This window comes from Caulobacter segnis (assembly GCF_003243465.1).
Taxonomy (GTDB): Bacteria; Pseudomonadota; Alphaproteobacteria; order Caulobacterales; family Caulobacteraceae; genus Caulobacter; species Caulobacter segnis_A.
In genome coordinates this window covers 33846-54023 of sequence record NZ_QFQZ01000016.1, presented here as the reverse complement: position 1 = coordinate 54023, position 20178 = coordinate 33846, and the positions used below count along the sequence as shown (strand labels likewise).

Sequence of the window (20178 nt, the reverse complement as noted above, 5' to 3'; positions counted from 1 at the left end):
CCGATATAAAGTTGCGAAGGCGCGATCTTTAAGTCAAGATTAAAGAGCTGACAGGAATCCGAGTTCGGAGAGGGACCATGCCCCGGCACGACGTCGACCGCTTTCGCCGCATGTGCGGCCAGTTCCGCTGGCTGGCCGTGGTCATGGTGGTTAGCGTGGGCGCGATCCTCACCCTAGGCCTGGCGATCATTCCTCGCGGCTTCAAGCTGGAGCTTCTGATCGCGAACCTGCCGGCCGCCTGCTACCTGTTTGGCGTCTGGTCGATCGGCCAGGCGCTGGGCGACGCGTCGAAGGGCCGGCCGCTGCACGCCGCGCTGCCGGGCGCCATGCGCAAGGTCGGGCTCGCGCTGGGGATCGGCGGCGTCATCAGTGTCTTCGTCGTCACCAACCTGATGAGGTTGGCCGGCCAGACCAAGGGCGGCTATCTGCACTTCGACGTGGCCGGCATGACGCTGGGCATGATCGGCGGCGCGCTCTTCCTGCTGGGCCGCGTCATGGACCAGGCGCTGGCGGCCCAGGCCGAACTCGACGAGATGATCTGATGCCTGTCCGCGTCACCCTGGACGCCTTGATCGTCGCCAAGGGCCTCAAGGCCCGCGACCTGGCGGCGGAGGTGGGCCTCAGCGAGACACAGCTGTCGCTGTTTCGCTCGGGCAAGGTCAGGGGCATCCGCTTTGGCACCCTGGCGCGGCTGTGCGCGGCCCTGGACTGCAAGCCGGGCGACCTGCTGGACTACGCCTTCGACGCCGAAGACCTGAAACCGCCGGAGGCGGAGGACTGAGCCGCCCGCCAGTCCGAGGCGTTCTGGCCCCATATCTGAGCCGCTCCTGCCGCATCCCTCGGCATTCGCGCGTCAGTCACCGCGCCCGAAGGATCACCGCCCGGCCAATCGCACACGGTTCTTGCCGCTCCCCTTGATCCGGTCTCTAAATTCCCGCGGGGACTGGGTCATGGGGGGGCCATGGGGGGCTACGACTATTTGCGGCTGGCCGCGGCGATCCTGGTGGTCGCCCATCACGCGCGGGTTCTGGACGGCCGTCCGCCCGCGATCCTCGGCGCGGGAGCCGACCTGGGCGCGCTGGGGGTTGGGATCTTCTTCGTGATCAGCGGCTTCCTGGTCGCCGGCAGCCTGGCGCGGGCGCCCAGTGTCGGGATCTTCGTCGCCAAGCGCGCCCTGCGGATCTTTCCCAGCCTGGCCGTCGCACTGCTGTTCACCGCCTTCGTGCTCGGCCCGCTGGTGAGCGCCATCGACCTCGGGGACTATCTCGGAGACCAGGGGCCCTACGGCTACGTGCTGAGGAACCTCAGCCTCTATGCGGTCACCTACGACCTGCCAGGCGTGTTCCTGTCCGCGCCGATGGCCGGGGTGGTCAACGGGTCGCTCTGGACGCTGCGGCTGGAGTTCACCGCCTATCTCACCCTCGCGGCCCTGGGCGCGGCGCGCCTGGCGACGGCGAGCCCCCTGGCTTCGCTGGCGGCCCTGGCGGCAGGCGCGGCGATCGGCCTTCACGGGCTGGACCTCGACGCGCGCAGCGACCTCTTCCGCGTCGCCTATCTGGCCAGCCTGAACGGCTTCCTGTTCCTCGCCGGCGCCTGGCTCTGGACCAGCCGCGTAAAGCCGCCCCTGTGGCTGGCTGTGCTGGCGGTCCCGCTGCTGGCGACGCCGGTCTGGTTCCTGGCCTTGCCGGCCCTGGTCGTCCGCCTCGGCGCCCTGCCCTTGCCCCGGCCGGCCGCCGACCTGTCGTACGGCCTCTACATCTACAGCTTTCCGCTGCAGCAGATGCTGGCCGAGCGCGGCGAGTTGACCCTGATGACCTCGCTGGCGGCCGTCCTGCCCTGCGCGGCCCTGTCCTGGTTCCTGGTCGAGAAGCCGGCGCTGAAGCTGAAGTCGCGGCTCAGCCCCGAAGCGCCCCGCCCCGTCCTCAGTCCCGCAGCGGTCTTAGCCGATTGACGTGGCCCATCTTGCGGCCAGGGCGAGCCTCGCCCTTGCCATAGAGGTGGATGCGGGTCTCGGGCTCGGCGGCCAGCTTCTTCCAGGCGTCGACGTCGGCGCCCAGAAGGTTGGTCATCTCGACGTGGTGGTGCGGCTCCGTCGGCCCCAGCGGCCAGCCGGCGACGGCGCGGATGTGCTGCTCGAACTGGTCGACCTCGCAGCCGTCCTGGGTCCAGTGGCCGGTGTTGTGGACGCGCGGGGCGAACTCGTTGACCAGCAGCTTGCCGCCGGCCAGCTCGAACAGCTCGACCCCGATCACGCCGACATAGTCGAGCGCCGTGAGGATCTTGGCGGCGATGGCCTCGGCCTGGTCGCGCGTGGCCGGCGTGATCTTGGCCGGGGCGACGGTGCGGCGCAGGACGCCGCTCTCGTGATGGTTCTCGCTGACCGGGTAGCAGGCGATCTCGCCGTCGCGGCCGCGCGCGGCGATCACCGACAGTTCGCGCCCGAAGTCGGCGGGGGCCTCGAGGATCGCGGCCTGGCGGCCGATGCGGTCGTAGGCGGCTTCGGCCTCGCTGGCGCGCTGGATCCAGGCCTGGCCCTTGCCGTCATAGCCCTCGCGGCGGGTCTTCAGCAGCGACGGCGCGCCGATGCGGGCCACGGCCTCGGCCAGGGTCTCGCTGTCGTGGACAGCGGCGAAGGCCACGGTCGGCACGCCGATCTCGGCCAGGAAGGTCTTCTCGGCCACGCGATCCTGGGCGGCCGCCAGGGCCTTGGCGCCGGGCGAGACCACCGCGCCCAGGGCGGCCAGTTCGGCGACCGTGTCGGCCGGGACGTTCTCGAACTCGTAGGTGACGACGTCGCAGGCCTCGGCCAGGCGCTTGAGGGCCCAGCGGTCGTCATAGGCGGCGACGATCTGGCGGGCGGCGACGCGGCCGGCGGGCGAGGCCTCTTCCGGGTCCTGGATCACGACGTCGAAACCGAGACGCGCGGCGGCCTGGGCCAGCATCCGGCCCAGCTGCCCGCCGCCCAGGATGCCGATGGTCGAGCCGGGAACGAGGGGAAACTCAGCCATCTTGATCTCTTAGTCCTCGACGCTTTCGGCGACGCTGTCGGTCTGGGCCGCGCGGAAGGCCGCCAGGCGCTGGGCCAGGGCCGCGTCCGACAGGGCCAGGATCTGGGCGGCCAGCAGGCCGGCGTTCTTGGCGCCCGCCTCACCGATCGCCAGGGTCGCCACGGGGATGCCGCCCGGCATCTGCACGATCGACAGCAGGGAATCGAGGCCCGACAGCGCCTTGGACTGCACCGGGACGCCCAGCACCGGCAGGTTGGTCATCGAGGCGGCCATGCCCGGCAGGTGGGCCGCGCCGCCCGCTCCGGCGATGATCACCTTGTAGCCGGCCTTTTCAGCGCCCGTGGCGAACTCGAACAGGCGCTGGGGCGTGCGGTGGGCCGAGACCACCTTGGCCTCGTAAGGCACGCCCAGGCTGTCCAGCGCGTCGGCGGCGCCCTTCATGGTTGGCCAGTCCGAGCGACTGCCCATGATGATCGCGACAGGCGGGGTGGTCGAAGACATCGGCGTCATCCCGTTGATGAAAGCCGCCCCGTATGCGCGTCGGCCCCGTTCGCGCAAGCCCAAAACGTCACCGGACACCGCGAAACGCCGAGGTGCGACGACGCGCGCCTGCGACCAATCGGCGCCCCGATTGCGCCCGGCGCGGTTCCCGTTAACCATCTTCAAGCTGCGCCATAACGATTCCCCAGGGTCATGAAGATCACCGGCGCCCGAACCGAACCCTTCGCCGCCATCCGCAAGCGGGCCCTGGCGCGCGCCGGGGCGCAGGTCGCGGTCCGCGAGGTGTCGGCGCCCGACAGCGCCGCCTTCCTGGGCCTGGCCGCAACCGACCTGACGCCCCCGGTGATCGAGGCCCTGCAGACCCTGATGACCGAGATCGAGGACCTGCGGAACGAGGTCTCCGCGCTCAAGCTGCGGCTGAACGAAGCGCAAAACCTGGCCTATATGGACGTCCTGACCCCGGTCCTGAACCGCCGGGCCTTCCTGCGCGAGATGAAGCGGGTCGTGGCCTTCGCCCAGCGCTACGGCTCGCCGGCCAGCGTGGCGGTCTTTGACCTGGACGGCTTCAAGGCGGTCAATGACCGGTTCGGCCACGGCGCCGGCGACCAGGCGCTGAAGGCCGTGGCCCGCCGCCTGCAGGACAATGTCCGCGACAGCGACGTGGTCGGGCGGCTGGGCGGCGACGAGTTCGCGGTGGTCCTGGCCCAGGCCGACCAGGAGACCGCCCTGGCCAAGGCCGGCGCCCTGGCCGATGCGGTGATGCGAACGCCCGTCGAGTTCGGCGAGTGGTCGGCGCCGCTGCACATTTCTTTTGGCGTGCGCCAGATCGCCGACGATCCAGAGATCGCCCTGGCGGAAGCGGCCACCTCGATGTTGCTGCGCAAGCGAAAGGCCGCGGCGGCGTAAGGTCTTGTGAGTTTAGGCCGCGCGAGACTTAGCGCTTAGACGCTAGCTATATTTGCACGCCTTCGAACGCCTTCGAGCTTTCCCGTCACGTACACCTAAACTTAAGACGCGATCGGCTTTTTTTGGCCTCGGATCGGCGAGGACAACCGAAGATCGTGCGACCTTATCGCACGGCGACCGCCCTGCGTTCGGGGACTATGGTCTTCAAGATCTGTTAAGCATGGCGGCCTGGGACGGATGCAAAAAATTCTGATCGCCGAGGACGATCCCGTCCTATCGATGATCTACGAGATCACCCTGACCGAGGCCGGTTTCGAGGTCTTGCTGTGCCACGACGGCCTGGAGGCCTTCGAGGCGCTGGACAGCTTCTCGCCCGATCTGGTCATCACCGACCATACGATGCCCCGGATGAACGGCGGCGACCTGATCAGCGCCGTGCGCCGCGCCTGCCCGCACGCCGCGACCCTGATGGCCTCCGGCGTCGACACCCGCCTGCTCAGGCCCGAACAGCACGCCGACGCCCGGCTGGAGAAGCCGATCACGCCCGGACGTCTGCTGGACACCGTCCGCGCGCTCGAAGCCGTCCGCGGCTAGGGAGCGATCGCCCCTCTGCGCAACCGGCGCGGCGTCACATCTCCAGACGCGAGTGACGGATCCCCAGCGCCGATTTAGAGTTGCAGCCCCATCGGCGGCGTGTACAGTTCAAGCGGTCGCTCGCTTGGACCCAAGTCAGTTCCCCTAGCCGGCGCCTCGTTTACCGACAACCCGTATCGCGGCTCGCGCGTATCGCGGCTCGCCTGGATCATTTGCGTGTTGGCATGGGCCGCAAGACGTGCGCCGACGGCTGGGCGAGGACATCGGCTCCTCAGCCCCCACGGCGTCGTAAGCAGACCCACCCCGCGTCTATCGTCCGGCCAAGATCCTCGTAGATCCCGGCAGCCGGCCCAGACCTTCGACGCCCGCTTCCACGCGATCCCCGATCGCCTGCCGAACGCCGCAAGATGAGCAAGCTGCCCCACCTGGAGATGCTTCGGGGTGTCGCGGCGAGCCTTGTCGTCGCCGATCATGGGCTGACCAGCCTGGTGGCGGCGGGCTCCCTGCCCGCGGAGATCACACCCTACGCGTATCTGCTGGGCATGATGGGCGTCGTGGTCTTCTTCGTGATCAGCGGCTTTCTGATGGTCCGCACGACGGCGTCTGTTCCCGGCGGGCCGGCGACCGCGGTCGATTTCGGCGCCCGACGCCTGCTGCGCATCGTCCCGCTCTACTACATCGCGACCCTGGCCCAGGTCCTCACCGATAGCCTGAAGGGCGCTCCCCCGACGATGGGCGAGATCGTCAAGTCCCTGCTGTTCATCCCCTACGGCCCGTCGTTCGATCAGCCGATGCATCCCATCGTCGGCCAGGGCTGGACGCTCAATTACGAGATGTTCTTCTACGCCCTATTCGCCGTGATGCTGCTGGCGCCCCGTGCGTGGTCGGCGAAGATCCTGCTGGCGCTGCTGATGCTGCTGGTGGGCGTCGGCGCCCTGATGCGCCCGCTCGCGCCCTATACGCCGCCGACCACGGCGCTCCAGTTCTGGGCCGACCCGGTCCTGCTCTATTTCGCGTTCGGCATGATGCTCGGCATGGCCGAGCGCCGGTTCGGGCCCTGGACCGGCATGCGCTGGTCGATTCCCGCCTCGCTGGCCCTGGTCGCCCTGGCGGCGGCGATCTTTCACTTCGGCGGCGTCACCTTTCCGGTCTCGCTGGAGTGGCAAGTGGTGTTCGGCGTGCTGGCGGCGATCATCGTCGTGGTCTGCATCGCCGATCACACGCCCGCCGACGGTTGGGTGGCCCGGTTGCTGGTCGCGTGCGGGAGCGCCTCGTTCAGCACCTATCTGTTTCATACGCGGATCCTGAACCTGGGCTTGCGGGCCTGGTCCAAACTGCCGGCCGTCCTGGATCATCCACTGCTGCTGATTATCGCCCTGGTGGTGTCGGCGAACGCCGTCGGCTACGCGATCTACCGGCTGGTCGAGCGGCCGGTCGATAGGCTGCTGCGCAGGATCTTCTGGGCCAAGCTGCCCAAGCGGCCGCAGCCGCAGGCGGCGTAGCGCTGGCCGCCTGACAGAAGTTTAAGCTGACCCGAGCCCCTCGCCCAACCTAGGGTCATGGCCAAGTTTCCGGGGGCTTGCCTTGATCCGTAGATGTCTCGCGGCGACGCTGGTCGCCCTGCTCGCCGCGCCGGCCATGGCGGCCGCGCCCAAACCCGCCGTCGACGCCTATCGCCTGTCTCCCGTGCTGGAGAACGGCAAGGTGACCGCGCTGGCGGTGACGATCACCCTGCCGGCCGACGCCGACGGCCAGACCCGGCTGCGGCTGCCGGGCGACTGGGGCGGCGGCGAGAAGCTGTGGCGCTTCGTCAAGGACCTCACGGTCGAGGGCGGGGCGGTTGTCGCGCAGGGCGACGATTTCCGGCTGGTGAAGTCCAGGCCCCGCGCGCCGCTGACCGTCCGCTACCGGGTGGTTTCCGCCTATGACGGCGAGCCGCCCGTCAACAGTCCGAACTTCGCCCAGCCGATCATCGGACCGGACAGCGTCTATGTGATCGGCGAGACGATCTTCGTCACCGCCGAGGGACGCGACGAGGACAAGGCGCGCTTCACCTGGGATCCGGCCGGATCGAACCTGGTCTTCGCCTCGGATCTGGAAAGCCTGGGCGCCGGAAAGGGCACGGTGGCCGTGCTGCGCGACAGCGTCGCCATCGCCGCCAGGGACCTGACGGTGCTGCAAAGGGATGCGGGCGGCGCGCCCCTGCGCGTGGCGGTCCGGGGGACCTTCGCCTTCACGCCGGCGGCGTTCGCCGACATGAGCGCGCGCGTCCTGGCCGCCAATCGAGCCTTCTGGGGCGACGGCAAGGAGCCCTTCCTGATCACCCTGGCGGGCCAAAGCGCCCCGCAGGGCTGGACCTCGCGTCGCGGCACGGGCCTGGGCGACGCCTTCGCCGTGATCGCCACCCAGGGCTCTCCGCTGGACGACTACCGCCTGTTCCTGGCGCACGAGTATTTCCACACCTGGAACTCGGCGCGCATCGGCGGGCTCAAGGAAGGTCCGGACGAGCCGTTGGGCTACTGGTTCAGCGAAGGCTTCACGGACTACTACGCGCGAAAGCTGTCCCTGCGTTCGGGGCTCGTCGATCTCGAGGCCTTCGTCGACGCCTGGAACGAGGTCCTGCAGGTCTATGGGACCTCCCCGGTTCGCGACGCGCCGAACGCCGAAATCGCCGCCCGCTTCTGGCGCGACAACAGCGCCCAGAAGCTGCCCTACCAGCGTGGCGCCCTGATCGCGGTTCTGGTCGACCAACGGCTCCAGCCGCAGGGCGGTCTCGATCCGCTGATGCTGGCCATGCGCGACTATGCCAAGGGCCGAAATCCGGCCGAATGGGACCACAGCGCCGCGATCCTGATGCCGCGCGTGCTGAAGGTCCGGACCGGCGTCGACCTGGCGCCGGACCTCGCCCGCTGGATCGACAGGGGCGAGACGGTCGTCCTGCCGCCGGACGCCTTCGGCGGCTGCCTGACGGTTGAACGCATCACCAGGCCGATCTTCGACCGCGGGTTCGACGCCGACGCCAGTCGCGCGAGCGGCGTGTTCACCGGCGTCGCGCCGGATGGTCCCGCCTATGCCGCCGGGCTGCGCGACGGCATGAAGCGGCTGGGCGCCAAGGGCGGCAAGCTCGGAGATAGTTCGGTCGAGATCGAATATCAGGTCAGCGACGCCCAGGGCGCACAGCGGTCGATCCGCTTCAAGCCCGAGGGCAAGACCATGGTCAGCTTCCAGCGGATCGTCTTGCCCGCCGACCTGACGCCTCAGGCCCGCGCCGCCTGCGTCAAGGCGGTGGCTGGCTAAGTCTTACGCGATGATGTCCGGCATCAGCAGGTCTTCCAGCCGGATGATCTCGTCCTTCAGGGCCAGCTTCTTCCGCTTCAGGCGGGCGATCTGCAGCATGTCGGGCTGGTAGCGCTCTTCCAGCGCCTTGATGGCGTCGTCGAGATCCTTGTGCTCCTCGCGCAGGTCGGCGAGGCGGCGTTCGATCGCGATGTCGGAGTCGTCCGACGGATCGTCGTCGTTCATGGACATGATCTCAGATGGGCCCGTTAGAAGAATAGATGGGAAAGGCTGACGACCGGTAAAGGCGCTTAAAGCGCCTTATTTTCAAGGGCGTTCGCGAGGCGCTCCAGCGCCGCCCGGCGCGGCGGGTCTCCGGAGGCTTCGGCGGCGGCGACGAGGCCGTCGATCAGCGAGGCCGGATCGCCCGCCGGACCGGTCAAGGCCTCCAGGCTTTCCAGCAGCACGCGCTCGCCCTGCAGCTCGACCTTTTTGACCGCGTCGCGCAGCGCCTCCTTGGCCGCGTCGTCGACCGGCGGGCGCGCGGGCTTCAGAGCCCGGCGCACGCCGCGCAGCGGCGCGCCGATCTCGGCGTCCCAGTCGCGCATCAGCCGGGCGGCCACCTTCAGGTCCGCCGAGCGGCCCTCGCCCGCGGCCCAGGCGGCCCACAGCAGGTAGGGCACGTTCTGGCCGTGACCGTCCTGCAGGTTCAGGCAGGCGTCCGCGACAGGTTGTCGCGCATAGACCTCCAGGGCCCAGTCCCAGATCCGCATCGCCGTTAACCCTCGCCCCCAGAATCGCCCTTGCCGGTGATGGTCTCCAGGTCCTCGCCCCAGCGCTTCACCGGCCGCCAGGAGAGGTCGAACAGGTCCAGGACCCGGCCCACCGACTGGTCGACCATCTCGGCGATCGTGGCGGGCTTGGCGTAGAAGGCCGGCAGCGGCGGAGCGATCACCGCGCCCATCTCGGCCAGCTTGGTCATGGTCCGCAGGTGGCCCAGGTGCAGCGGCGTCTCGCGGATCATCAGGACGAGGGTCCGGCGCTCCTTCAAGGTCACGTCGGCGGCGCGGGTCAGCAGCGAAGACGTTACGCCTGTGGCGATCTCGCTCATCGTCCGCACCGAGCATGGCGCGACGACCATGCCCAGGGTCCGGAACGAGCCGGAAGCGATCGAGGCGCCGACGTCGGCGGCGCGGTGGACAACGTCGGCCATGGCGTTGACCTCGGAGACCGTCAGGTCTGCCTCCTGGGCGAGCGTCAACGCCGCCGATTTGGACAGAACGAGGTGGCTCTCGACGCCCAGCTCGCGTAGCGCATCCAGCATCCGCAGGCCGTAGACGACGCCGGAGGCGCCGGTGATGCCGACCGCTAGTCTTTGTCGATCAACGGTCTGCGAAAGCTCGGTCATGGTGAATGTTCGTCCGTCATGGGAGCAAAAACGGCGACGTCAAGCGCCGCCGGTTGCAATCATATGTGATCTGACAGCCTCGCGCAGCGGGTGTTCACTTTCCTCTCCAACAGCAAGGAGCCGAGAGCCATGGCCATCGAATCCCGTATCCGCGAGCTTGGGTCCCGTCACGAGAACCTCGATCGCAAGATCCAGGAGGAGACCAATCGACCCGGTTACGACCCAACGCTGCTCAGGGAGCTCAAGCGGCAGAAGCTTAGGCTGAAGGAAGAGATCGAAGGCCTTCGATCGCGAATGCACTAGCTGCTAGGCAGCCGAAAAACGAGAGGCCCCGCTCCGGCAAGGAGCGGGGCCTTTGTTTTTCCGACCCCACTACCCGATTTCCCCGGCGAATGCCGGGGCCCAGATGGAAGGGTGTCGAGATGGGTTCCAGAAGCTCTGAGTTCATCCCGTCAGCCCAATTCTATCGGGCTGGGCCCCGGCATTCGCCGGGGAGGCCGGGCTTGTTTCAGTCTTCGTCTTCCTCGTCGACATAGCCCGACGACTTGCCGAACACGTCCTCGGCCTTGAGGTCGCCGCGGGGCGCGCGGAAGTCTTCTTCCTCTTCCTCGACCTCGGGTTCGAACTGGCCGGCTTCGGAAGCCGGACGCAGGGTCGGGTCTTCCGGCACGATGCCGCGCTTGGCGTCGTCCTTGGCCTTCTTCTCGGCGGCCTTCTTGACCAGGGCGTCGAGTTCCAGCTGGCCGACGAGGCCCAGGGTCACCGGATCGACCGGCTTGATGTTGGCCGCGTTCCAGTGGGTGCGGGCGCGGACCTGCTCGATCGTGGCCTTGGTGGTGCCGAGGATCTTGGAGATCTGGGCGTCGGTCACTTCGGGGTGGTGGCGCAGGAACCAGGCGATGGCGTCCGGGCGGTCCTGGCGACGCGAGACCGGCGTATAGCGCGGGGCCTTCTTGGCCGGCTTCAGCAGCTCGGCGTGACGGCTGACCTGGGCCTTCATCCGGTAGTCCGGATTGCGCTGGGCGCGGTCCAGCTCCTCCCGGGTCAGCTGGCCATTGCCGATCGGGTCGGCGCCGCGGATGTCGCGCGCCACTTCGCCGTCGGCGATGCCGCGCACTTCCAGCGGGTGCAGGCCGCAGAAGTCGGCGATCTGCTCGAAGCTCAGCGAGGTGTTGTCCACCAACCAGACGGCGGTCGCCTTGGGCATCAGGATGTCGGACATGCGGTCCTCCAGAAATGACGGCGCCCGGCCTTTCGGCCGGGCGGGATGTGGTAACCGCTATAATGCGGTTCTCGCAAAAAGGGAACGGGGATCAATAGCCTCCGCCCGTCCAACGCGAGGCGTTCAACCACCCACCACCAGCACCACCTTGCCGACGTGCTCTCCGGCCTCGAGGTGCGCGTGGGCCTGGGCCGCCTCTTCGAGCGGGAAGGTCGCGTCGACGATCGGCTTCAGCTTGCCGGCCGCCACCCAGGGCCAGGCCACGCGCTCGACCTCGGCGGCGAGGCGCGCCTTCTCGTCGGCCGAGCGGGGGCGCAGGGTCGAGCCGGTGATCGCCGCCCGCTTCTGCATGATCTTCATCACCGGGACCTCCAGCGTCGAACCGCCCAGGCTGGCGATGTAGACGATGCGGCCGCCGGTGTTCAGGGCGTCGAGGTTCTTGTCGAAATAGCTGGCCCCGACCATGTCGAGGATCACGTCGGCGCCGCCGGCCGCCTTGACCACCTCGGCGAAGTCCTCGGTCTTGGCGTCGATCGCGATGTCGGCGCCGAGTTCGAGCGCCTTGGCCTTCTTGTCGGCGCCGCGCCCCGTGGCGATGACCTTGGCGCCGGCGGCCTTGGCCATGGCGATCGCGGTCGTCCCAATTCCGGACGTCCCACCATGAACCAGCAGCGTCTCGCCAGCCTTCAGGGCGCCGTGCTCGAACACGTTCGCGAACACCGTGAACACCGTCTCCGGCAGAGCCGCGGCGTGGATGAGGTCGAGCTCGCCGGGGATCGGCAGGGCATGACGGGCGTCGACGACGGCGTATTCGGCGTAGCCGCCGCCGCCCAGCAGGGCGCAGACCTTGTCGCCGGCCTTCCAGCGCCCCGCGCCCACGACGACCTCGCCCGCGACCTCCAGGCCCAGGGTCGCCGGCGCGCCCGGCGGCGGCGGGTAGAAGCCCAGGCGCTGCAGGAGATCGGGACGGTTCACCCCGGCGGCCGCGACCTTGATCAGGATCTGGCCGGGTCCCGGTTCGGGACGTTCGGCGGTCACGGCCTTTAGCGCCTCGGCGGGGCCCTTGCCGCCCTCGATCGCGATCGCGGTCATCGTCTCGCCCATGGCCGGCTTCCCTCTGTGACTTGCCTTGCGACCTAGGTAGGCGTCAGATGACGGCTGGAAAAGGGAGAAAGCCGATGTTCGAGGATGCTGCGGAACCCCGCACCTTCAGCGGACGCGCTCTGAGCGAGGCCACGCACGAGGACCTGGAAATCTACGGCGTTTCGGAACTCGAGGAGCGGATCGCCGCCCTGCAGGCCGAGATCGAGCGCACCAAGGCCCAGCTGGCCAAGAAGAAGGCCGGCCGCGATGCGGCCAATGCGCTGTTTGGTCGCCTCGACTAACGCTTCTTTTAAGGTTTCGGTGAGGTTACTGGCATCTTAAAGCGTTCCAATTCGCTTTCGGACGGTCTTAGATGCAGGCGGTTCGAAGGGGGACGGTCGCGAAACGGGACACCGGCGTCTGGCACGAGGGTTGCAGTTCCCTCCATCCAGCGAGACGTCCTCGCGGCCTTTCGAAGGGGCAAAGAGTAGCCATGACCGAAGTCAACGCGTTGGCCGATACGCCTTGGCGCGCCGGAGTCATCCAGGACTTCGCCCGATCGGAACTGTTCGACCGCACGTTCGAGGAAGGCATGCAGCTGGTCGAGGAGACCGCCGCCTATCTCGACGGGGCCGGCCGGCATGACAGCAAGATCCTCTCGCGCAACGCCGCACTGGCCTACGCCAGCGAAAGCATGCGCCTGACCACCCGCCTGATGCAGGTGGCCTCGTGGCTGCTGGTCCAGCGGGCCGTCCGCGAAGGCGAGATGCCGCCCGAGACCGCCTGCGCCGACAATTACCGCCTGGCCGAAGAGGCGATGGGCGCGGCCGTCCCGGTCGAGGACCTACCGTTCGGCCTGACCAACCTGCTGCACCGCTCCGAGCGCCTGTACGAGCGCGTCCGGCACCTGGACCGTCGCATGTACGTGGAATCGCCCAACGAAGAGGCCCCGCGCCCGGTGCAGGCCCACTTCGACCGCCTGGCCGCGGCGTTCGGGGGGTAAGGCCGCGCCTTAGCGACCTCCGTAGCGCATCTTCGCCAGCGCCCCGACCATCTCGCCCGCGAGGTCCATCGGCTTCAGGCCCGCCTTCCATTTTTCGAAGGCCATGACGTTGTCGATGCGGGCGTCCAGGTGCGACAGCGCAGAGGTCCGGCCCGAGGCCATGTCGACCGCCAGGGTCGAGACCAGGATCCCCGACAGGATCGCGCGCTTCGAATAGTGGTTCTCGTCGGTCGCCGTATCGCCGGCCCAGCGCCAGATCGCATCGGCCGATTCCCAGGTCAGGCGGGCGGCGAGCGGCAGGTTGGTCGGGAAGGCCAGGAACACGGCGAGCGGCCGCAGCACGTCGGCGTTCTCCTGGGCCGCGTCGAGTCGGGCGATCACGCCCTCGCGAATCCGCTGACGAATCTTTAGGGCGGCGAGATCGAAGGTCCGCAGCCGCTCCATCGCCGCCGCGTCATGGCGTCGCGATAGCAGGGCGGCCAGATCGCGCGGCCCCTCGGGCAGCAGGAGCTGGCCCTCGGCCTCGGAAAGGCCCGCCGCCGCCAGGGCGCGGCTGACGAGTCCGGCGTTCCAGCCGGCGCTCGACGCCAGCCGCAGCGCCTCGTCGAGGACGCGTTGCTCGGCCGAGTCGGCCCAGCTCACGCCCGCCTGACCCGAAGCTTGACCGGATGTGTCGACATTTTCGCTCATGAATCCGAGTCTACACCGAGGTTTAGGCCGCGTCGCGCATGGACAGGACGCGCGCGCTCTGCTATCAGCCCCGCCTCATCGCCTGGGAGCACCCCTTCCAGGTTACCCGGTTTTGTTCGCCCGCCCGGCCCCTCAAGAGGGACTTGGGAATATTGGTCGGGCTGTCGAATGGAGAGATACCCCTGGTCCAGATTTTCGTCCGCGACAACAATGTCGATCAGGCCCTGAAGGCTCTGAAGAAGAAGATGCAACGCGAAGGCTCGTTCCGCGAAATGAAGCGGCACGTGCACTACGAAAAGCCGTCGGAAAAGCGCGCTCGCCAAAAGGCTGAAGCCGTCCGTCGCGCCCGCAAGCTGGCCCGCAAGCGCGCTCAGCGCGAAGGCCTGCTGCCGATGCCGAAGAAGGCTGGCGGTCGCTAAGACCCCCTCCCTTCGCATCGCCGAAGATTCGAAAAGGCCGCGCGGCGATCCGCGCGGCCTTTTCTTTTGGTTCAGCCCTTCGTCCGCGCGTCCGCCACGAACGCCACGGCGCGGACGATGTGATCGGCGAAGCGGCGGCCGATCAGCAGGGTATGGGTGGCGGCCTCGACGTGGTCGACCATGCCGTGTTCCGAACGGCGAGCGGGCGCGGCCTGCATTTCCTTGCGCGCCTCGCGCCCGGCGACGGGCCCCGCCGTGACCACCGCGACCGGCCATTTCGGATCGAAGGGCGGCTGCTGGCCAGCCTGGGCCGAGGCTTCCGCCCACAGCTCGACCTCCTCGGCCGCGGTCCTGTTATGGCGGCCGTTGGCGAAGGCCCAGCTCTTCTCGGCCTTGGCCGCCGGCGGCAGGTCGATCTTGTCGCCCAGGCGCGTGTGGACCAGAGGCTTGTAGAGACCGATTGACGCGCCGCGCGCCGCCCAACGCGAGATGTTGGCGAAGGCCTTGATGAAGCCCCGCATCTGCGGGTTCTGGGCGGCCTCGGGGGTGGCGGCGTCGGCCAGGACCAGACCCGCCACCTTGTCGGGGTTGCGGCCGGCGAACTCGCGTAGGCGCAGCCCCGCCATCGAATGGCCGACCAGGATGTAGGGCCCCGGCTCGCCGGAGGCCGCGATCAGCTTTTCGAAGTCGGACACGATCGCCAGCCCGTCGCGCGGCCTGGGCCCCGGCGGCGAAAAGCCCATGCCCGCCCGGTCATAGGCGCAGGAGCGCCAGCCGGCGGCGGTCAGGGCTTCCTGCACCGCGCCCCAGTCGGCCGCGAGGCCAAAGGCGCCCGACTCCAGCCAGACGACAGGCCGATCGCTCTTGGGGCCTTCGCAGACCAGCCGCAGCGCGCGCCCCGGCTCGATCTCGACCATATGCCCTCGGGGCTTGGGCGCGCCGTTGGCGCTCATCAGCCCGCCGACCGCGATATAGGACACAAGCAGGAGCGCGAAGCCCGCGACGCCACGGCCGAGAAACTGGATCATGGCGTTCAATGTAGGGACGGTTTGTGACGCGTCGAGCCGCGTTGCGCCGGGTTCGGAGATTTATCCCTCGGAGACGGGGATCCGCGCGCGAACGCGGCCGCCCTTGGTCCGCGTGACCGGCGCGCCCTTCACGCCCTCAGGCCACTTGGAGACCACCGCCAGGCGCACCGTCTTGGAGACACGGCCCGCCGCGCGGATCGGCATGTCCTCGGCCTCTGCGAAGCTGCGCCCGATGAAGAAGGCCGGGTTCAGCGGCTTGTCGCCCTTGCGGATCTCGAAATGCAGGTGCGATCCGGTCGAGCGCCCCGAATTGCCGACAAAGGCCACCGTCGCCCCGCGATGGACATAGGCGCCCGGCTTGACGCCTCGGGCCGGCGCCTTGAGGTGGGCGTAGAAGGTGGTCATGCCGCCCTTGTGCATCACCTCGACGAAACGGCCATAGGTCGAGCTGACGCCGGTGCGCTTGACCACGCCGTCGGCCGAGGCCTTGACCGCCGCGCCGGCCGGCGCGGCGATGTCGACGCCCTGGTGCAGGCGGCCATTGTCTTCCCACGGCAACTGACGCAGGCCGAACGGCGAGTCGATGACCCGGCCGGGCAGCGGCGCGTCGAACACGAAGGCCGGCGGCGGCGGCTCGGACACCTCGGGCTCGGCGACCGGAGGCGCCGCGTCATCGGCGGCGGCGCTGGCGAGGGCTGGCGGCTCGGCCATCCAGGCGCCCAGCGCGGCGACGCCGTTCAAGGCGCCGACCGTGGCCGCGACGCCTAGCGCCGCAAAGAACGCAAGGCGAAGATGCGGAGACGGAAAAGCCAGGCTTCGTGAGATCAAACCATTACCTCTCGGGATATCCGGTCAATCGAGAGGACCGCGCCAAGGCGGATCAACTCACATATTCGACGTTTCGGGATGATGAATGGCGGGCTCTATGACTTGCCCTTTTGACCAAAACAGGGCGCAGCTTAACCATTTGTTTGCGATAATATGGGTTTTCGCGCACCGAATTGACGGAAGCGTCGCCATTTCACTTGTAGTTCGAGCGCGAACACTGACGTCACGCCCGGAATGCGCCGCGCCACGCGCACACCTTTCGCCCGCCAGCGATCATTACCTTGAAGTCATGAATTAATATTCATTCACTCGCTTAATTACACGTCATGAAACAGACGTAACGAGCTTTCGCGAAAACACAAATGTATACAGTATTCATCGGCGCGACGAACAGCGCCATTTAAGAGGGATACTTCAAATGCGCAAGTTCATCATGAGCGTCACCACCGTCGCCAGCCTGAGCCTGGCCGCCGTTCCGATCCTGGGCCTGACCCAGGCCGCCAACGCCGCCGAGCCGACCGCTCGCATCGCCTATGGCGACCTGAACCTGGCCGACTCGGCCCAGGCCGCGATCTTCAAGGCCCGCGTCGAGACCGCCGCCAACAAGCTCTGCCGCGCCAAGATGACCGGCAGCGAAGGCCTGGCCATGCCGATCCGCGCCTGCGTCGCCAACGGTCAACGCGAAGCCGCTCGCCAGCTGCCCAAGGCCCAACGCCAGGCGCTGACCGTGGCCGCCGCCGCCCCGACCGTCGAGGTCGCCGCGCAGTGATCGATGGACCGAAAGCGAGGGCGCCCGACCACCGCGCCCTCGCCCCTCCGGCCACGAAAAAGGCCCCGGCGTCACCGCCGGGGCCTTTCGCGTTCTTGAAGGTCTCGGGAAAGCCCTAGAGGCCCTTCACGATGCCTTCGACCATCTTCTTGGCGTCGGCGAACAGCATCATGGTGTTGTCCTTGAAGAACAGCTCGTTCTCCACCCCGGCATAGCCCGAGGACATGCCGCGCTTCACGAAGAGCACCGTGCGGGCCTTTTCGACGTCCAGGATCGGCATGCCGAAGATCGGGCTTTGCGGATCGGTCTTGGCCGCCGGGTTGGTGACGTCGTTGGCGCCGATCACGAAGGCCACGTCCGCCGTCGAGAACTCGCTGTTGATGTCTTCCAGCTCGAAGACCTCGTCATAAGGCACGTTGGCTTCGGCCAGCAGCACGTTCATGTGCCCCGGCATGCGGCCAGCGACCGGGTGGATGGCGTACTTCACCTCGACGCCCTCCTCCTTCAGCTTGTCGGCCATTTCGCGCAGGGCGTGCTGGGCTTGCGAGACGGCCATGCCGTAGCCCGGGACGATGATGACCTTGCTGGCGTTCTTCATGATGAAGGCCGCATCGTCGGCCGAGCCCTGCTTGACCGGGCGCGTCTCGACCTTGCCGCCCGGACCGGCCGCCGCGGCGTCGGCGCCGAAGCCGCCCAGGATCACCGAGACGAACGAGCGGTTCATGCCCTTGCACATGATGTAGGACAGGATCGCGCCCGACGAGCCGACGAGGGCGCCGGTGATGATCAGGGTGGTGTTCTCGAGCGTGAAGCCGAGCGCCGCCGCCGCCCAGCCGGAATAGCTGTTCAGCATCGACACCACGACCGGCATGTCCGCACCGCCGATCGGGATGATCAGGGTGACGCCGATCAGCAGGGAGAGGGCGAAGATGCCCCAGAAGGCCCAGATGGCCGAACCGCCGCTGACCACCAGCACCACGACCAGGGCGACGATCGCCAAGGCGATCACGATGTTCAGCAGGTGGCGGGCCGGCAGCAGGATCGGCGCGCCGCCCATGTTGCCGTTCAGCTTGGCGAAGGCGATGACCGAACCGGTGAAGGTGATGGCGCCGATGGCCAGGCCCAGCGACAGCTCGATCAGGCTGTTGAGGTGGATATGGCCGTCCGCCCCGACGATGCCGTAGGCGGCGGGCGTGTAGATGGCGGCCACGGCCACGAGGCAGGCGGCCATGCCGACCAGCGAGTGGAAGGCGGCGACCAGCTGCGGCATCGAGGTCATCGGCACCTTGCGGGCGATCACCGCCCCCACGCCGCCGCCGACGGCGACGCCGCCGACGATCAGGCCCAGGGTGACGGCGTCCAGCGCGCCTTGCGACCACAGGGTCGACAGCACGGTGGCCACGGCGATGGCCATGCCGACCATGCCGTAGGTGTTGCCCTTGCGGCTGGTCTCGGGGCTGGACAGCCCGCGCAGCGCCAGGATGAACAGCACCCCGGAGACGAGGTACAGGATGGCGGCGAGATTGGCGTTCATGGTGTTTCTCCCCCTCTCGGCCGCTTACTTCGACTTCTTCTTGTACATCGCCAGCATCCGCTGGGTGACGAGGAAGCCGCCGAAGATGTTGACCGCCGCGAAGGCCGCGGCGACCGCGCCGGCGCCCTTGGAGATCCAGACCGAGCCGGCGACGGCTTCACCGGACGCCCCATGGGCGGCGGCGGCCAGCAGGGCGCCGACGATGATCACCGACGAGATGGCGTTGGTCACGGCCATCAGCGGCGTGTGCAGCGCGGGCGTCACGCTCCAGACGACGTAGTAGCCGACGAAGATGGCGAGCACGAAGATCGCCAGACGGAACACGGTGGGGTCGACGGCTTCCATGGGAGCCTCCCTTTCGATGGCGTGGTTAGGCGGTCTTCAGGTTCGGGTGGACGATCGCGCCGCCCTGGGTGACGACGGCGGCCTTCAGGATCTCGTCCTCGAAGTCGGGGGCGAAGGCGCCCTCCTTGTTCGTGAACAGGGCCGACAGCGCGACGAGGTTGCGCGAATAGAACGCGCTGGCGTCGGCGGCGATGCGGCCCGGCAGATTGGCGTGACCGAGGATCTTCACGCCATTGGCGGTGACGACCGTCTCGTTGAGCTTGGCGCCCTCGACATTGCCGCCTTGCTCGATGGCCAGGTCGACCAGGATCGAGCCGGGCTTCATCGAGGCGACCTGGGCGGCCGTGACCAGCTTCGGCGCGGGACGGCCCGGGATCAGGGCGGTGGTGATCACGATGTCCTGCTTGGCGATGTGCGAGGAAACCAGCTCGGCCTGCTTGGCCTGGTACTCCTTGGACATCTCCTTGGCGTAGCCGCCGGCGGTCTGGGCGTTCTTGAACTCCTCGTCCTCGACGGCCAGGAACTTGGCGCCCAGCGACTCGACCTGCTCCTTGGTGGCCGGACGCACGTCGGTGGCGGTCACGACCGCGCCAAGACGGCGGGCGGTGGCGATGGCCTGCAGGCCGGCGACGCCCACGCCCATGATGAACACCTTGGCCGCGGCGACGGTGCCGGCGGCGGTCATCATCATCGGCAGGGCCTTGCCGTAGGCTTCCGCGCCCTCGATCACGGCGCGATAGCCGGCGAGGTTGGCCTGGCTGGAGAGCATGTCCATCACCTGGGCGCGGGTGATGCGCGGGATGAACTCCATGGCGATCGCCGTCGCGCCGGCCTTGGCCAGGGCGTCCAGCGTCTCCTTGTCCTGGTAGGGATTGAGGGCGGCGGCGACGATCGCGCCACTCTTCAGGCCCGCGATCTCGGCGGCTTCGGGCGCGCGCACCTTGAACAGGACGTCGGCGCCTTGAATCGCTTCGGCGGCGGTCGGCGCGATCTTGGCGCCCGCCGCTTCGTAGTCGGCGTCCGGATAGGACGCGGCCGTCCCGGCCCCGGCCTGCACCACAACCGAGAAGCCGGCGGCGCCGAGCTTCTTGACGGTTTCAGGCGTGGCCGCGACCCGCGTCTCGTTCGCGCGGGTTTCTTTCGTGACGGCGATGACGGCCATCGGCATACCCCTCCCAGAGCGCTGTTACCTCATCAGGATGAGGCGCTCTGTAGGGGATAGTCTTGCCTCTTGTCGAGGCATGACGTGCGCGTCAGGGAAAAAATATGCCGATGTCTACCGGTGTCAGTGGGCCGAGGCTGGCTTTTCGCGAAGCAGAACAACGCCCAGGGCCAACAGCACCACGGCGGCGATAGCGCTACCAATGAAGCCGGCCGGCGTGCAGAACAGCAGGGTGATGAACAGCAGCAGGACGGAGACGGCCAGCGAGCCCCACTTCGTCATCTTGCCGAACGCGGCGTAGGTCGCCGCCTGTTCCGAGATATCCATTTCACCGCGGTGATAATCGCCGGCCATGTGTCGTCCCTAAGTGCGGAAAGAATTTTGTTCTTCGCGGATACAACG

At 68.1% G+C, this 20178-nt stretch carries 25 protein-coding genes and 1 pseudogene; 12 read left to right on the top strand and 14 right to left on the bottom strand.

The annotated features are described in order from the left end of the window. The first annotated feature begins 77 nt into the window (after window positions 1–77). The 3 genes from DI526_RS07480 (at window position 78) to DI526_RS07470 (ending at window position 1951) form a co-directional block, all read left to right on the top strand. Window positions 78–542: a DUF2975 domain-containing protein gene (locus DI526_RS07480; RefSeq protein WP_304276149.1), complete on the top strand. Its 465-nt coding sequence runs from the start codon at window positions 78–80 to the stop codon at window positions 540–542. Beyond that, window positions 542–781, top strand: coding sequence for a helix-turn-helix transcriptional regulator (locus tag DI526_RS07475; RefSeq protein ID WP_304276147.1), 240 nt, complete (start codon window positions 542–544; stop codon window positions 779–781). The genes DI526_RS07480 and DI526_RS07475 overlap by 1 nt, the downstream gene beginning before the upstream one ends. Window positions 782–961: 180 nt before the next feature. Continuing rightward, a complete protein-coding gene (locus DI526_RS07470) occupies window positions 962–1951 on the top strand; it encodes an acyltransferase (RefSeq protein WP_304276146.1) in 990 nt (329 codons plus the stop codon). Here the strand turns inward: DI526_RS07470 and DI526_RS07465 are convergent. Both DI526_RS07465 and purE read right to left on the bottom strand, forming a co-directional pair. After that, a complete protein-coding gene (locus tag DI526_RS07465; RefSeq protein ID WP_304276143.1) occupies window positions 1923–3008 on the bottom strand; it encodes a 5-(carboxyamino)imidazole ribonucleotide synthase in 1086 nt (361 codons plus the stop codon). The genes DI526_RS07470 and DI526_RS07465 overlap by 29 nt on opposite strands. A 9-nt stretch (window positions 3009–3017) precedes the next feature. After that, window positions 3018–3509, bottom strand: coding sequence for a 5-(carboxyamino)imidazole ribonucleotide mutase (purE, locus tag DI526_RS07460; protein ID WP_304276140.1), 492 nt, complete (start codon window positions 3507–3509; stop codon window positions 3018–3020). 192 nt (window positions 3510–3701) lie between these two features. Here purE and DI526_RS07455 point away from each other — a divergent pair, with 192 nt between their 5' ends. From DI526_RS07455 to DI526_RS07440, 4 genes are all read left to right on the top strand, one after another. Beyond that, window positions 3702–4415 (top strand): GGDEF domain-containing protein, encoded by a 714-nt coding sequence (locus tag DI526_RS07455; protein WP_304276137.1) that lies wholly within the window; start codon window positions 3702–3704, stop codon window positions 4413–4415. A gap of 237 nt (window positions 4416–4652) precedes the next feature. Further along, a complete protein-coding gene (locus tag DI526_RS07450; protein ID WP_304276135.1) occupies window positions 4653–5009 on the top strand; it encodes a response regulator in 357 nt (118 codons plus the stop codon). Window positions 5010–5416: 407 nt separating this feature from the next. Continuing rightward, window positions 5417–6511, top strand: a complete 1095-nt coding sequence (locus tag DI526_RS07445) for an acyltransferase (RefSeq protein WP_304276131.1) — start codon at window positions 5417–5419, stop codon at window positions 6509–6511. An 82-nt stretch (window positions 6512–6593) separates the two neighbouring features. Further along, window positions 6594–8306 (top strand): M61 family peptidase, encoded by a 1713-nt coding sequence (locus DI526_RS07440; RefSeq protein WP_304276128.1) that lies wholly within the window; start codon window positions 6594–6596, stop codon window positions 8304–8306. Window positions 8307–8309: 3 nt separating this feature from the next. Here DI526_RS07440 and DI526_RS07435 read toward each other — a convergent pair whose 3' ends face one another. From DI526_RS07435 to DI526_RS07425, 3 genes and pseudogenes are all read right to left on the bottom strand, one after another. After that, on the bottom strand, window positions 8310–8540 hold the full coding sequence (locus DI526_RS07435; RefSeq protein ID WP_304276180.1) for a YdcH family protein: 231 nt from the start codon (window positions 8538–8540) through the stop codon (window positions 8310–8312). A gap of 56 nt (window positions 8541–8596) precedes the next feature. After that, window positions 8597–9083: pseudogene (locus tag DI526_RS07430) on the bottom strand (TIGR02444 family protein). Next, the gene (locus DI526_RS07425; RefSeq protein ID WP_304276125.1) at window positions 9064–9693 is read right to left on the bottom strand and encodes a UbiX family flavin prenyltransferase; all 630 of its coding nucleotides are present in this window, start codon (window positions 9691–9693) and stop codon (window positions 9064–9066) included. The pseudogene DI526_RS07430 and the gene DI526_RS07425 overlap by 20 nt, the downstream one beginning before the upstream one ends. A gap of 129 nt (window positions 9694–9822) precedes the next feature. Here DI526_RS07425 and DI526_RS07420 point away from each other — a divergent pair, with 129 nt between their 5' ends. Continuing rightward, a complete protein-coding gene (locus DI526_RS07420) occupies window positions 9823–9996 on the top strand; it encodes a YdcH family protein (protein ID WP_304276122.1) in 174 nt (57 codons plus the stop codon). 205 nt (window positions 9997–10201) lie between these two features. On the opposite strand, the gene DI526_RS07415 is transcribed toward DI526_RS07420, so the two are convergent. Both DI526_RS07415 and DI526_RS07410 read right to left on the bottom strand, forming a co-directional pair. Continuing rightward, window positions 10202–10915, bottom strand: coding sequence for a DUF1013 domain-containing protein (locus DI526_RS07415; RefSeq protein WP_304276120.1), 714 nt, complete (start codon window positions 10913–10915; stop codon window positions 10202–10204). 123 nt (window positions 10916–11038) lie between these two features. Then, entirely contained in the window at window positions 11039–12019 is a 981-nt protein-coding gene (locus DI526_RS07410) for an NAD(P)H-quinone oxidoreductase (protein WP_304276117.1), read from the bottom strand. Between the two features lie 74 nt (window positions 12020–12093). Between DI526_RS07410 and DI526_RS07405 the strand changes: the two genes are divergently transcribed. Together DI526_RS07405 and DI526_RS07400 are read left to right on the top strand one after the other, a co-directional pair. Then, window positions 12094–12300, top strand: coding sequence for a DUF1192 domain-containing protein (locus DI526_RS07405; protein WP_304276114.1), 207 nt, complete (start codon window positions 12094–12096; stop codon window positions 12298–12300). A 191-nt stretch (window positions 12301–12491) separates the two neighbouring features. Next, window positions 12492–13001: a DUF1465 family protein gene (locus tag DI526_RS07400; protein ID WP_304276113.1), complete on the top strand. Its 510-nt coding sequence runs from the start codon at window positions 12492–12494 to the stop codon at window positions 12999–13001. A 9-nt stretch (window positions 13002–13010) separates the two neighbouring features. Here DI526_RS07400 and DI526_RS07395 read toward each other — a convergent pair whose 3' ends face one another. After that, window positions 13011–13691: a COQ9 family protein gene (locus tag DI526_RS07395; protein ID WP_304276110.1), complete on the bottom strand. Its 681-nt coding sequence runs from the start codon at window positions 13689–13691 to the stop codon at window positions 13011–13013. 182 nt (window positions 13692–13873) lie between these two features. Here DI526_RS07395 and rpsU point away from each other — a divergent pair, with 182 nt between their 5' ends. Next, complete coding sequence (rpsU, locus tag DI526_RS07390; protein WP_082769410.1) at window positions 13874–14110, top strand: 30S ribosomal protein S21; 237 nt, start codon at window positions 13874–13876, stop codon at window positions 14108–14110. Between the two features lie 71 nt (window positions 14111–14181). Here the strand turns inward: rpsU and DI526_RS07385 are convergent, their stop codons facing one another. Next, window positions 14182–15138 (bottom strand): alpha/beta fold hydrolase, encoded by a 957-nt coding sequence (locus DI526_RS07385; RefSeq protein ID WP_304276108.1) that lies wholly within the window; start codon window positions 15136–15138, stop codon window positions 14182–14184. A 60-nt stretch (window positions 15139–15198) separates the two neighbouring features. Further along, window positions 15199–15879: a M23 family metallopeptidase gene (locus DI526_RS07380; RefSeq protein WP_304276105.1), complete on the bottom strand. Its 681-nt coding sequence runs from the start codon at window positions 15877–15879 to the stop codon at window positions 15199–15201. 505 nt (window positions 15880–16384) lie between these two features. On the opposite strand from DI526_RS07380, the gene DI526_RS07375 reads away from it, so the two are divergent. Then, entirely contained in the window at window positions 16385–16735 is a 351-nt protein-coding gene (locus DI526_RS07375) for a UrcA family protein (protein WP_304276103.1), read from the top strand. Between the two features lie 115 nt (window positions 16736–16850). Here DI526_RS07375 and DI526_RS07370 read toward each other — a convergent pair whose 3' ends face one another. The 4 genes from DI526_RS07370 to DI526_RS07355 form a co-directional block, all read right to left on the bottom strand. Next, a complete protein-coding gene (locus DI526_RS07370) occupies window positions 16851–18269 on the bottom strand; it encodes an NAD(P)(+) transhydrogenase (Re/Si-specific) subunit beta (protein WP_304276100.1) in 1419 nt (472 codons plus the stop codon). A gap of 24 nt (window positions 18270–18293) precedes the next feature. Continuing rightward, window positions 18294–18614, bottom strand: a complete 321-nt coding sequence (locus tag DI526_RS07365) for a proton-translocating transhydrogenase family protein (RefSeq protein ID WP_304276097.1) — start codon at window positions 18612–18614, stop codon at window positions 18294–18296. Between the two features lie 25 nt (window positions 18615–18639). Continuing rightward, window positions 18640–19782: a Re/Si-specific NAD(P)(+) transhydrogenase subunit alpha gene (locus DI526_RS07360; RefSeq protein ID WP_304276094.1), complete on the bottom strand. Its 1143-nt coding sequence runs from the start codon at window positions 19780–19782 to the stop codon at window positions 18640–18642. Window positions 19783–19899: 117 nt separating this feature from the next. Next, a complete protein-coding gene (locus DI526_RS07355; RefSeq protein WP_304276091.1) occupies window positions 19900–20130 on the bottom strand; it encodes an aa3-type cytochrome c oxidase subunit IV in 231 nt (76 codons plus the stop codon). Window positions 20131–20178: the final 48 nt, after the last annotated feature.